The sequence below is a fragment of the Capnocytophaga genosp. AHN8471 genome (assembly GCF_016806945.1).
Taxonomy (GTDB): Bacteria; Bacteroidota; Bacteroidia; order Flavobacteriales; family Flavobacteriaceae; genus Capnocytophaga; species Capnocytophaga periodontitidis.
The window spans coordinates 38735-51135 of record NZ_JAESPJ010000041.1 but is presented as its reverse complement, the minus strand read 5'-3'; the positions used below and the strand labels follow the sequence as shown (position 1 = coordinate 51135).

Genomic DNA, 12401 nt, shown 5'->3' with positions numbered 1-12401 from the left:
AAAACTTTTCGGACAGGCTCTTTTCTATTTAGTAACACTATTTTTGTTATCTTACTTCTTTAAAACACATCACCTTCTTTGAGTTTTTCAGCGTTTTCAGCAAGTTGTAATTCATCAATAAGGCGTTGAACATCTCCATTGATAACATTCTGTAAATCATAGAGAGTAAGCCCGATACGATGATCAGTTACGCGACCTTGAGGATAATTATAAGTGCGTATTTTAGCTGAACGGTCACCACTGGATACCATTGACTTACGGCGAGCAGAATCAGCTTCCATTTTTTTAGCAAGTTCTAATTCGTAGAGGCGAGAACGTAATACTTTCAATGCTTTTTCAAGGTTTTTGTGTTGAGATTTTTCATCTTGGCAACGCACCTCTATACCTGTAGGAATATGCTGGAGTTGAATAGCAGAATAAGTAGTATTCACCGACTGTCCGCCAGGGCCTGTAGAGGTTGTACGAATAATATTTACATCTGCCATATTGAGTTCTACATCAAACTCTTCAGCCTCTGGTAATACCATTACAGTAGCAGCTGAAGTATGTACACGCCCTTGTGTTTCAGTTTGAGGAACGCGCTGTACACGGTGTACTCCTGCTTCAAACTTTAAAGTACCATATACATTATCACCTGTAACTTCAAAAATAATCTCTTTGTAGCCCCCTGCAGTTCCTTCATTGAAATCCATTACCGAAGTACTCCAGCCTTTGCTTTGGCAATATTTAGTATACATACGATAAAGGTCGCCAGCAAAGATAGAAGCCTCATCTCCACCTGTGCCAGCACGTATTTCCATTACAGCATTCTTCGCATCTTCAGGGTCTTTAGGAATCAACATATATTTGATTTCTTCCTCTAATTGAGGTAAGCGTTCTTTGCTTTCTTCTAATTGTAACTTAGCCATCTCCACCATTTCAGCATCACTACCATCGGCAATAATTTCTTCAGCTTCAACAAGATTGCCAGTTACATTGATGTACTCTTCTCGTTTATCCATCAACTCTTTTAGATCTTTATACTCCTTATTAAGCTGAATGTAACGTTTTTGGTCGGCAATCACATCAGGTTGGATAATCAAATCCGATACCTCATCAAAGCGTTGTTTAACAATGTTTAGTTTATCAAGCATTTTATTCTGAATAATCTTTTTGAGGGCGCAAAGGTAGCAATTAATTAGCTAATTAGCAAATTACAGAATTATCATAACAAAAAATCTCTTAAAAAAATTTTAATATTTAGAAAATAAAATGTACCTTTGTAGCGTTTTTTAAAAGAAGATTATTTTAACTAATACAAACAAAATGAGTTATAGAATTGAAAAAGACACTTTGGGTGAAGTGAAGGTGCCAGCCGATAAATATTGGGGAGCACAAACAGAACGTTCACGCAACAACTTCAAAATCGGTGCACCCGCTTCTATGCCGATTGAAATTATCCGCGGCTTTGCCTATCTTAAAAAAGCTGCTGCCTATGCTAACTTCGATTTAGGCGTACTTTCAGCCGAAAAACGCGATGCTATTGCTCAAGTTTGTGACGAGATTCTCGAAGGCAAACTTGATGACCAATTCCCATTGGTAATTTGGCAAACCGGTTCAGGTACTCAATCTAATATGAATGTGAATGAGGTTATAGCCAATCGTGCTCAAGTGTTAGCTGGCAAACAAATAGGAGAAGGAGACCCCGTGTTAAAGGCTAATGATGATGTGAATAAATCACAATCGTCTAACGATACTTTCCCTACAGGTATGCATATTGCTTGCTACAAAATGGTAGTTGAAAAAACTATTCCTGGGGTTCAAAAACTACGCGATACCCTTGCCGCTAAAGCTGAAGCCTTTAAAGATGTAGTAAAGATAGGTCGTACACACCTTATGGATGCTACACCACTTACTTTAGGACAAGAACTTTCAGGCTATGTAGCTCAGCTTGATCACGCTATTCGCGCTATCAAAAATACTTTAGCACACCTCTCAGAACTCGCTTTAGGTGGAACTGCTGTAGGTACAGGGCTCAACACTCCTAAAGGTTATGATGTGAAAGTAGCTGAGTATATTGCTAAATTCACCGGTCTACCTTTTGTAACCGCTCCTAACAAATTTGAAGCTTTAGCTTCTCACGACGCTATTGTAGAAAGCCACGGTGCCCTCAAGCAATTGGCTGTATCATTAAACAAGATTGCAAACGACATTCGTATGATGGCTTCAGGTCCTCGTTCTGGTATTGGTGAAATTCTCATCCCTGCTAACGAACCAGGTAGTTCTATTATGCCCGGTAAAGTAAATCCTACCCAATGTGAAGCGATGACAATGGTAGCAGCACAAGTAATGGGTAACGATGTAGCTATTTCAGTAGGTGGTACTCAAGGTCATTACGAATTGAATGTATTTAAACCATTAATGGCTTCTAACTTCCTTAAATCAGCTGAGTTGTTAGGTGATGTTTGTGTATCGTTTGAAGAACATTGCGCAAGTGGTATCGAACCTAATTACAAACGTATTAAAGAATTAGTAGACAACTCGTTGATGCTCGTCACAGCTCTTAATACTAAAATAGGTTATTACAAAGCTGCCGAAATTGCTCAAACAGCTCACCGCAATGGTACAACCCTCAAAGAAGAGGCTGTACGCCTTGGTTATGTTACTCCTGAGGACTTTGATAAATGGGTGCGCCCTGAAGATATGGTAGGAAGCCTTAAATAATTAATAAGTAATAACTTATGTAACAAATAGAGGGTATCTGGAAACAACTTTTTAGATACCCTTTTCTTTTAATACACATTTTAAAACTATATTTTTATGCTGAAAAGAAATCTATTTTTATGGCTGTTTACTATAGCTATATCGTTCGGGGTTACTGCTCAAAACTACGAGTGGAAAGAAGCTCAAAGTGGCGGGTACACTTATAAATATGTTACCCACGATCCTACCAATGCAAGGTTTTATACCTTGAAAAATGGGCTTACAGTAATCCTAAGTCCTACTAATAAAGAACCCCGCATTCAGTGTTATGTAGCCGTGAAGGCTGGTAGTAAAACTGATCCTGCTACTCATACAGGACTTGCACATTATTTAGAGCATTTGCTCTTTAAGGGAACTGATAAATACGGTTCTCTTGATTGGAACAAAGAAAAGGTACAATTAGACAAAATTGATGCCCTTTATGAAGAGTACAATCACACCAAAGACCCTGCTAAACGTAAGGTTATTTATAAGAAAATTGATTCAGTATCGGGGGTAGCTAGCAAGTATGCAATTGCTAATGAGTACGACAAGATGATGACTGCTATGGGAGCACAAGGTACTAATGCGTTTACTTCTTTTGAGAAAACTGTTTATACTGATGATGTACCAGCAAATGCTATCAATAAGTATATTGCTGTACAATCTGAACGTTTTCGCAATCCTGTGCTTCGTATTTTCCATACCGAATTAGAAGCTGTATATGAAGAAAAAAATCGCTCTTTGGATAGCGATAATAGTGAAGTATTTGAAACTCTTTTCTCTGAGTTGTTCAAAAAACACAATTATGGCTTGCAAACTACTATTGGTACGGTAGAACATTTAAAAAATCCTTCATTAAAAGAAATTCGCAAGTACTTCCAAACCTATTATGTACCTAATAATATGGCAGTAATATTGGCTGGTGATTTCAATCCTGATAAAGCTATTGCCGAAATTGATAAGGCTTTTAGCTATATGCAACCTAAACCTGTACCTCAATATACTTTTGAGAAAGAAGCACCTATCACTGCCCCTATCATCAAAAAAGTAGTAGGTCCTGATGCTGAAAGTGTTTCTATAGCATTCCGTTTGCCAGGTAACCAAGATAAAGATGCTCTATTAGCTGATTTAGTAGGTGAAATCCTTACCAATGGCAATGCTGGGCTCATCGATTTGAATCTTGTAAAGAAACAAAAATTACTAAAAGCTAGTGCCTTTGCTTATACACTTATAGATTATGGAGTACTATATCTATCAGGAGCTCCTTTACAAGGACAGTCATTAGAACAAGTAAAAGATCTTATGTTAGGACAAATAGAAAACCTTAAAAAAGGTAATTTTGATGATGATCTCATCCCTTCTATTATCAACAATTTGAAAAAACAAACGATTCAAGCAACTGAATCTTATAGCAATCGTGCTAATATGTTGATGGCAGCTTTTACTGATAATCTCAACTGGAAAGACCAAGTAGCTTATGTAAATAATCTTTCTAAACTTACTAAAGCCGATATTGTCGCTTTTGCTAATAAATACTTAGGTAATAACTATGTGGCTATTTATAAAGAGAAAGGACAACGCACCAATGTAGAAAAAATTGAAAAACCTGCTATTACTCCTGTTGAAACTAATTCCGATAAACAATCAGCTTTTGTGAAAATGATCAACGAGATGCCAAGTACTCCGGTAGCTCCTGTATTCTTAAATTACAGTAAAGATTTACAAAAAGGTAAATTAGGTAATGCCGAAGTATTGTATGTACAAAATAAAGATAATGAGTTGTATCGTTTGAGTTTCCGCTACAAAATAGGTTCAGCTAATGATTTGAAAATGCCTATAGCAGCCCAATACATCCAATTTTTAGGAACTGATAAGAAATCAGCTGAACAAATTTCAAAAGAATTTTATAAGATAGCATCCAGCTTCCAAATCTCTACAGAAGAAGAATATACTTATGTATCAATAGAAGGTTTACAAGAGAATTTTGAAGCTGCTGTTAAACTTTACGAAGATTTAGTTCTCAATGCTCAACCAGATGAGCAAGTATTACAAGCACTTAAAGCTCGTGTTGCTAAATCACGTGTAGATGTAAAAGCTAATCGTGGAGCTATTATGCAAGCACTTACTAATTATGCTCTTTATGGTTCTAAAAATAAGGTGAACAATGTACTTTCTAATGCCGAAATTAATACGATTAGTGCAAAGGAATTGGTAGATAGAGTTAAAAATTTGAATAATGTAGAGCAAACCGTTATTTATTATGGACCTGCTACACTTTCAGAACTTACAACTAAACTAAAACCTTTACATAAAGTACCTACTAAGTTCGCTAAAGTAGCTCCTAAAAAAGAGTTTAAACAAGTAGAACAGACTAAAAACCAAGTACTTTTTACTGATTATGAAATGGTACAAGCTGAAACACGCTGGGTGCGCAATACTGTTCCTTTCAACCCTGCTGAAAGTACTGTAATTAGTGCATTCAATAACTATTTTGGTGGAGGTATGGGGTCTTTGGTATTCCAAACCATTCGCGAAAGCAAAGCGTTGGCATATAGTACTTATGGTTATTATGCTTCACCAAGAAAGAAAACTGATAAATACTATGTGCTTGCCTATGTAGGTTCGCAAGCTGACAAATTTAAAGAAGCTGTTGAGGCTATGAATGAACTGCTCAATACAATGCCTGAATTACCAGCTAATCTCGAATTAGCCAAGCTACAAATCAAACAAGAAATAGAAACTGAGCGTATTACTCAAGATGGTATCATTTATAGTTATTTAGCAGCAAAAGAATTAGGTCTTAAGGATGATATACGCAAGCAAGTATATCAAAATATAGATGGTATTACAATGAAAGAGATAAAAACTTTCCACGATAAATACCTTTCCAAAAAGCCTTATACTTATGTGATTTTAGCTTCTGAAAAGAAACTTTCAAAAGATGAACTTCAAAAAATAGGAGATTTCAAAAAACTCTCCTTAGAAGAACTCTTCGGATACTAAAAATAAAAACGAGGCTCATCAAAAAAGGTGAGCCTCATTTTTTTGTTATTTTCTTCAGTTTTTACTTTTTCATAGCTTCTTTGATATGAGCTACTTCAGCTCCTATATCACCTGCCCCTACAGCTAATAATAATTGAGGACGTTTCTTGAGTAGAAGAGGAATAAGTTCAGTTTTGCTTACTAAAGTTTTTTTAGAAGTAGTTATTTTCTCTAATAAAACTTGTGAAGTAATCCCCTCTATAGGTAATTCACGTGCAGGATAGATATCTAATAGTATCACCTCATCAAATTGTGATAGACTTTTTGCAAAATCATTCATAAAATCACGTGTACGAGTGAAAAGGTGAGGTTGAAAAACAATAGTTTTAGGAGTATTAGGATACATTTCAGTTACTGCTTGATATAGAGCATTGATTTCGGAAGGGTGATGGGCATAATCATCAATGAAAACAAAGTCTTTTTCTTTAATGATATATGAAAAACGACGTTTTACCCCTCTAAAAGTAGCTAAGTGAGGCAACAATTTTTCAGGAGCAATTCCTGCTTTTACAGCCATGGCAATAGCTGCCAAAGCATTGAGTAAGTTGTGTCGCCCTGGTTTCATAAAGGTAATATCTTTATAAATACCTCCTGCATATTTGAAATCAAAATGATAAATACCATATACAATATGAATGTTTTGGAAACTGTAATCAGAATTATCTTCTAAACCATACGTTTCACCAGCTATGTTTAGTCCGTTGCGTACAATGAGACTGCCTCCAGGTTTAATTTTTCCAGCAAACTCGTGAAATCCTTCTATAAGATGTTGCTCATCACCATAAATATCGAGGTGATCAGCGTCCATAGAGGTAATACAAGCAATGTTAGGTGAAAGTCGCAAAAATGAACGGTCAAACTCATCGGCTTCAACTACTGTATATTCACTACCTTTGAGTACCAAATTACTATTGAAATTTTCGGCTATACCTCCTAAAAAAGCACTTACCGAAGCTCCACTTTCTACCATAATATGGGCTAAAATACTTGATGTTGTAGTTTTACCGTGAGTACCTGCAACAGCTAAACAAAAGGAGTTTTTAGTAATGAAGCCTAACACTTCTGATCGTTTTACTACTTGATAGCCATTATCTTGAAAAAATGTCAGTTCCTTATGATCTTTAGGAATAGCAGGAGTATAAACCACCAGAGTAGTTGTAGTATTTTTGAATGAAGCAGGTATAGCTTCTACCTCATCGGTAAAATGTACTTTTATACCCTCTTTTTCAAGCATTTCAGTAATATCAGTAGAGGTACGGTCATAACCAGCTACTACTTTACCATTGGCATTGAAATAACGTGCAAGGGCAGACATTCCTATGCCTCCAATACCTATAAAATAAACGTTTGTTATTGGTTGTAAATTCATAATTTCTTTGTTTCTAATAATTTACCATTTTTATAAGTGCTCACAGTGGTTTCTTTTATACTGCGATCTTCACATATTTTTTGAGAGATTACCCCTTTTTCATATAACTCTTTGCAGTTACCTTTTTCAGTAACATACCATTTTTCAGTTATTTTCCCTTCAGGGTCATATTTGGTAGTAGTTTTACTATTTATTTGTTCGAGTTTGAGTTTGCCATTTTGATAATACTCTTTGGTAGTGTTTTTAATAGTATTTACTTCTTTACTGGGGTTGCCATTCTTGTGATAATTAGTTACTATTTGGTCAGCGCCTTCTTTTAAATTAGTGTATATTTCTATTTTTTGAGCAATATTTCCAGCGTGGTCATACACCAATCCTTCTATAGCATTACCTTTGAAGATATTTTTTTTGCGTAATCTTCCTTCAGGAGTAAAAATATGAATTTCAGCAAGTTTTCCATTGTTAAAAATATAAGTAGAAGGAATGTTACGCTTTTTATTTACAAATTTACCTTCACCTACTAATTGACCACTATTACCTATTTCAAACTCGAAATGTTGTTCATTGTTATCAATGATGTAAGTACCTTTTTGTAAAGCTATCTTTCTCGTGATAAATGCCTGACGTATCATATCAGCATTGATAGCAGCTGAGTTACCTGATTTGAGATTGCGTTGTAATTGTTGATATATTTCATAGTTTGTATATTCTTTGATTTCTACAGTACCTTTTTTGAAATCATCACTTTTAGTATCTATAAATACAGAGGGTTTTAAGGTAGTTTGTGCTATAGAAAGCACTCCTCCTCCTAAGAGAGCTATAAAGGTTAAAAATTTAGTCATCTGTTATTTATTATTAAATCTACAATTTCTTTGGTTGCATTGGGTTGAGCTAACGCTTTAATATGAGATGAAAGATTTTGCTGTTGAGTTTCATCAGTTATCAAGTTGCTAAAAGTATCTGCAAATTTACTATCTAATTCATTTTCCTTTATTAAAATAGCAGCTTGTTTATCAGCTATAGCACGTGCATTTTTAGTTTGATGATCTTCGGCTACATTAGGTGAGGGAATAAATATTACTGGTTTGCCTACTACACATAATTCACTTACAGAACTTGCACCTGCTCGCGAAATAATTACATCGGCAACGGCATAAGCTTGTTCCATACGATCAATAAAAGCTAAAACGTGTACTTGTGAACTATTATACTTTTTGTATTCTTCATAGTAAAGTTTGCCACATTGCCATAGCACTTGCACCCCTAATTTTTCAAATAAAGGTAATTGAGCTTCCACTAACTGATTGATGCGTCGTGCTCCTAAACTTCCTCCTAATATCAAAAGTGTTTTTTGATGAGAATTAAGTTGGAAATACGATAAACCTTCTTCGCGATGTTGCTCTATATTTAGTAAACCTCCACGAATAGGATTACCCGTTTTTACGATTTTCTCTTTTGGAAAGGAAACTTCCATACCATCATAAGCAACACATATTTTCTTTGCCTTTTGGGCAAGCATCTTGTTGGTAATGCCTGCATAGGAATTTTGTTCTTGAATAAAAGTAGGGATTCCCATTTGTCCTGCTACTTTTACTACAGCTCCACTAGCAAATCCTCCTGTACCTATGACGGCATCAGGTTTAAAACGCTTGATGATTTGTCGAGATTTCCATAGACTATGGATAAACTTTAGTGGAAAAATCAAATTTTGCCAAGTGAGTTTACGTTGAATTCCTGAAATCCACAAACCTTCAATAGGATAACCGGCTTGAGGTACTTTTTGCATTTCCATACGATCTTTAGCCCCTACAAAAAGTATTTCGGCTTCAGGTAAACGTTTTTTTATTTCATCGGCAATAGCGATGGCAGGGAATATATGTCCGCCAGTACCACCTCCTGAGATAATAATTTTTTTCATAGAATTTAGTTATTTAGTTTTTAGTTCAATAACTGTGATTTCAGGCCATACTCCTAAACGACCAGGGAAAGCGTGATAACCAAAACCTCTATTTACATTCAGGTATTTACCATCCTCCTCATACATTCCTCCCCAATATTTGTAAATATATTGTGAAGGGCTCCATTTTAGCCACCCAGGTATTTCAATACCGCATTGCATCCCGTGTGTATGACCACTGAGAGTAAGTTGAATATCTTTATTTTCAGGTAACACAACCTCTTGCCAATGAGTTGGATCGTGACTCATTAATATTTTAAAATCTTCGGTATTTACACCTTCTATAGCCTTATTTAAATCACCATATTTAGAAAATCGACCGTGTCCCCAGTTTTCTACCCCTATTAAAGCTATTTTTTCGCCATTACGTTCTAAATAACAATGTTCGTTAAGCAATAGTTGCCATCCCATTTGTTTTTGTAATTGAAATAAATGCTCTAAATTTTGTTGTTTAGCTTCAGGAGTTTCCCAAGAGGAATAATCACCATAGTCGTGGTTACCCATAATAGAAAATACCCCATCAGGAGCTTGCAGAGTAGCAAAAAGTGATTTCCAATTGTGTACCTCATTTGCTAAATTATTCACCAAATCGCCAGTAAAAAGGATTACATCGCTTTTTTGTGAGTTGATAAGCTCTACTCCATAGCGTATTTTCTCATAGTTATCAAAGCTACCACAATGAATATCGGATATTTGAGTAATGCGATAGCCATCAAATGCTTTAGGGAGATTATCGAAATACAATGTGTATTTCCAAACTTTATAGTTATATTTTCCTTTGAAAATACTATAGAGGATAGAAGCAAAAGGAATAGCTGCCAATCCCCAACCTAAAGTACTTACAAACTTACGACGAGAAGGAATACGTGGTGTATTAGTAGGTTTGCGAAATATAGCTTTTATAAGTCGTGTAATATCTTCTAATAACAAAGGAAGAGTTACAAACAAACAGATAATAAGCCATGTAAGTAGCCCTGCAACAGCATATTGTTGAGGGGCACTCCATACAACTTTTCCTCTACAGAACCAATGGTACAACAAGTGAATTACCACTCCTATTGTGATGAGCCAAAATAGCCATTCTACCCAACGGGGAACTTTGAGTGTTTTTAAACTTCTACTTGCATAAAATGTTAGTAGAAAATAAATGATAAAAATACCAATAAGAATTATATAAACCATATTCATTTGTCAATTTACCAATTTGCTAATTGACAACAAACTGGCTAATTATTCATAATTTTTTTGATGTTTTCAACATTAGAAATAGGGCGTTTTGTTTCGTCTAAAAACGCCTCTGTTTTAAATGAGAAAGGCAAAGATGTACCCAAATCCTCAAAAACTGTACCTGAAAAGTGCACTTGGGTAAAACCAGCAACTTTTATCTGTATAATGCTCTGTCGATTGATACCACCCCCAGGCATAATTGTGGGTTGACCTGCAGCTATGCGGTTGAGTTCTTTAAGCAGTTCTAATCCTTCAATAGCTGATTTTTTACCTCCTGAGGTAAGAATACGTTCAACTCCCAAGCGTTTTAGGGTTTTAATTGCAGCAATGGGATCGGGGGCACAATCAAAAGCACGGTGATAGATAAATTCCATAGTACCTGCAGCTTCTTTGAGGCGTGCAGTACGTTCTTCATCAATTGTGTTATCGCGATGTAACACTCCTGTTACTACTCCTTGGCAACCTAATTCACGACAGAGATTGATGTCGCGTAACATCACATCAAACTCCTCATCGGTATAAGTAAAATTACCACTACGAGGACGTATCAGCACACAGTTACCGATAGAGAGTTCGTCCATTACTTTTTTAATTAATCCATAGCTGGGGGTTACCCCTCCTACACCTAATTCGCTACACAACTCTATACGGATAGCACCTGCTATTTCAGCATTTTTAGCCGACTCAAAAGAGCTGGCACATATTTCATAAATCATAGTCTTTGTTAATTTAGAGCGCAAATGTACAAAACAATTGATAATTAGCAATGAAGAATGAGTAATTAATATAAAAATATCCGAGAAAAGTATTATACTTCCTCGGATATTTATATTTGAAGATGTTTCTTTAGTTGTTAGTTTTGTTAAGATCTTCTAATACTGAATCAAAGAACAACAACATTTCGTGAGCGTGGTATTTGCCGTATTTGTTGAAAGTTGCTTGTGTTTTAGTATCAGGTTTCCAATCGAAAAAAGCGTGATTGGCGTCTCCTACTTGTATGTACTCTACTCTCTGACCAGCTTTGGCAAGAGCGCGTTCATAAGCCTTTACTTCTTCATCTTTGATGAGCATATCTTCTGAACCTCGCAATAACAATTGAGGTACAGCTCTTTTAGCAGCCTCGGGAATATTATTGATAGGAGCTATTTCGTTCAAAAAAGGATAGTTCTTAAACATAAAAGCAAGAGTTTCTGGACGAAAAACTCCATAACTAGGGGCAACAGCTTTGATAGCTTTAGCCAACTCATTACGCACTTGAGTTACTGTTTTTCCTTTAGGCATATAGGTAGGCATAAACTCATACACACCTTGTATTTTACCAAAACCTTTGTCACCTATACGTTCTACAAAGTTAGCTGCTGAGGCAGATAGATGTCCTCCCGCACTATCACCTGTAAGGAATAACTTACTGCTATCGCCTCCGTATTTAGCAGCGTTTTCAGCAATGTGTAACAAAGCTCCATACACATCTTCTATAATTTGGTGCAATTGAGTAGGAGTACTATCTCCGTCTAGTTTGTCTATCCAGCGATAATCAATGTTGAAAACCACATATCTGCCACTGTTTGCTAGTTCGCGTGCCAAACCTCTCATCACCGATTCAGTATTGGAGCTCCATCCACCTCCGTGGATAATTACAACACAAGGTAGGTTTTGCTTACCTTTAGGACTATATACATCGTATTTCAGCGGTTTTACTCCCGGTTTAGCATAAACAATATCTTGCACTACTTTCAGATTAGCTTCCGCTTTTTTAGGTACAAAACAAGCTCCTACATTCATATCTTTGTCTACTTTCACTTTGAACTCAGGTGTAGATTGTTCATAAAACATAGCCCCCCACTGTTCTGGTAAGGAGTAATAACCACTATCAAAAATATAGCCAGTGGCAGGGGTTGCTTTGAGTGTAAGAACCGTGCCTGCTTTTACCATTCCGTCCTTAGGTAAAGTAGGGCTAATAGTATACGAACCATTACGTGCCTCATCAGGCGTTACTTTGAATTTGTTTTGTGCTTGTAGCCCTATAACAAATAAGGTTATAGCACTGAATAGTATGTATTTTTTCATATCTGTTTATTTTAA

The 12401-nt window shown here is 36.0% G+C and carries 9 protein-coding genes; 2 read left to right on the top strand and 7 right to left on the bottom strand.

The window, feature by feature from the left end; genetic code table 11:
• Window positions 1-59: 59 nt before the first annotated feature.
• Entirely contained in the window at window positions 60-1133 is a 1074-nt protein-coding gene (gene prfA, locus JMN12_RS14865; protein ID WP_009413103.1) for a peptide chain release factor 1, read from the bottom strand.
• Window positions 1134-1305: 172 nt separating this feature from the next.
• Here prfA and fumC point away from each other — a divergent pair, with 172 nt between their 5' ends.
• Both fumC and JMN12_RS14855 read left to right on the top strand, forming a co-directional pair.
• Complete coding sequence (gene fumC / locus JMN12_RS14860) at window positions 1306-2703, top strand: class II fumarate hydratase (RefSeq protein ID WP_009413104.1); 1398 nt, start codon at window positions 1306-1308, stop codon at window positions 2701-2703.
• Window positions 2704-2799: 96 nt separating this feature from the next.
• Window positions 2800-5727 (top strand): M16 family metallopeptidase, encoded by a 2928-nt coding sequence (locus JMN12_RS14855; protein ID WP_203140038.1) that lies wholly within the window; start codon window positions 2800-2802, stop codon window positions 5725-5727.
• 61 nt (window positions 5728-5788) lie between these two features.
• Here the strand turns inward: JMN12_RS14855 and murC are convergent, their stop codons facing one another.
• From murC to JMN12_RS14825, 6 genes are all read right to left on the bottom strand, one after another.
• The gene (murC, locus tag JMN12_RS14850; protein WP_203140037.1) at window positions 5789-7135 is read right to left on the bottom strand and encodes a UDP-N-acetylmuramate--L-alanine ligase; all 1347 of its coding nucleotides are present in this window, start codon (window positions 7133-7135) and stop codon (window positions 5789-5791) included.
• Window positions 7132-7977: a hypothetical protein gene (locus tag JMN12_RS14845; protein ID WP_203140035.1), complete on the bottom strand. Its 846-nt coding sequence runs from the start codon at window positions 7975-7977 to the stop codon at window positions 7132-7134. The genes murC and JMN12_RS14845 overlap by 4 nt, the downstream gene beginning before the upstream one ends.
• The gene (gene murG, locus JMN12_RS14840; protein WP_203140033.1) at window positions 7974-9053 is read right to left on the bottom strand and encodes an undecaprenyldiphospho-muramoylpentapeptide beta-N-acetylglucosaminyltransferase; all 1080 of its coding nucleotides are present in this window, start codon (window positions 9051-9053) and stop codon (window positions 7974-7976) included. The genes JMN12_RS14845 and murG overlap by 4 nt, the downstream gene beginning before the upstream one ends.
• A 9-nt stretch (window positions 9054-9062) precedes the next feature.
• Window positions 9063-10274 carry a metallophosphoesterase gene (locus tag JMN12_RS14835; protein ID WP_203093462.1) on the bottom strand — a complete coding sequence of 404 codons (1212 nt, stop codon included), beginning with the start codon at window positions 10272-10274 and terminating at the stop codon, window positions 9063-9065.
• Window positions 10275-10318: 44 nt separating this feature from the next.
• Window positions 10319-11035, bottom strand: coding sequence for a copper homeostasis protein CutC (locus JMN12_RS14830; protein WP_203140031.1), 717 nt, complete (start codon window positions 11033-11035; stop codon window positions 10319-10321).
• 130 nt (window positions 11036-11165) lie between these two features.
• Complete coding sequence (locus JMN12_RS14825; RefSeq protein WP_088594235.1) at window positions 11166-12386, bottom strand: alpha/beta hydrolase; 1221 nt, start codon at window positions 12384-12386, stop codon at window positions 11166-11168.
• Window positions 12387-12401 lie beyond the last annotated feature (15 nt).

Excerpts from the sequence above, each read along its gene's own strand:
- prfA (WP_009413103.1), bottom strand. The coding sequence starts at position 1,133 with ATGCTTGATAAACTAAACATTGTTAAACAACGCTTTGATGAGGTATCG.
- fumC (WP_009413104.1), top strand. The coding sequence starts at position 1,306 with ATGAGTTATAGAATTGAAAAAGACACTTTGGGTGAAGTGAAGGTGCCA.
- JMN12_RS14855 (WP_203140038.1), top strand. The coding sequence starts at position 2,800 with ATGCTGAAAAGAAATCTATTTTTATGGCTGTTTACTATAGCTATATCG.
- murC (WP_203140037.1), bottom strand. The coding sequence starts at position 7,135 with ATGAATTTACAACCAATAACAAACGTTTATTTTATAGGTATTGGAGGC.
- JMN12_RS14845 (WP_203140035.1), bottom strand. The coding sequence starts at position 7,977 with ATGACTAAATTTTTAACCTTTATAGCTCTCTTAGGAGGAGGAGTGCTT.
- murG (WP_203140033.1), bottom strand. The coding sequence starts at position 9,053 with ATGAAAAAAATTATTATCTCAGGAGGTGGTACTGGCGGACATATATTC.
- JMN12_RS14835 (WP_203093462.1), bottom strand. The coding sequence starts at position 10,274 with ATGGTTTATATAATTCTTATTGGTATTTTTATCATTTATTTTCTACTA.
- JMN12_RS14830 (WP_203140031.1), bottom strand. The coding sequence starts at position 11,035 with ATGATTTATGAAATATGTGCCAGCTCTTTTGAGTCGGCTAAAAATGCT.
- JMN12_RS14825 (WP_088594235.1), bottom strand. The coding sequence starts at position 12,386 with ATGAAAAAATACATACTATTCAGTGCTATAACCTTATTTGTTATAGGG.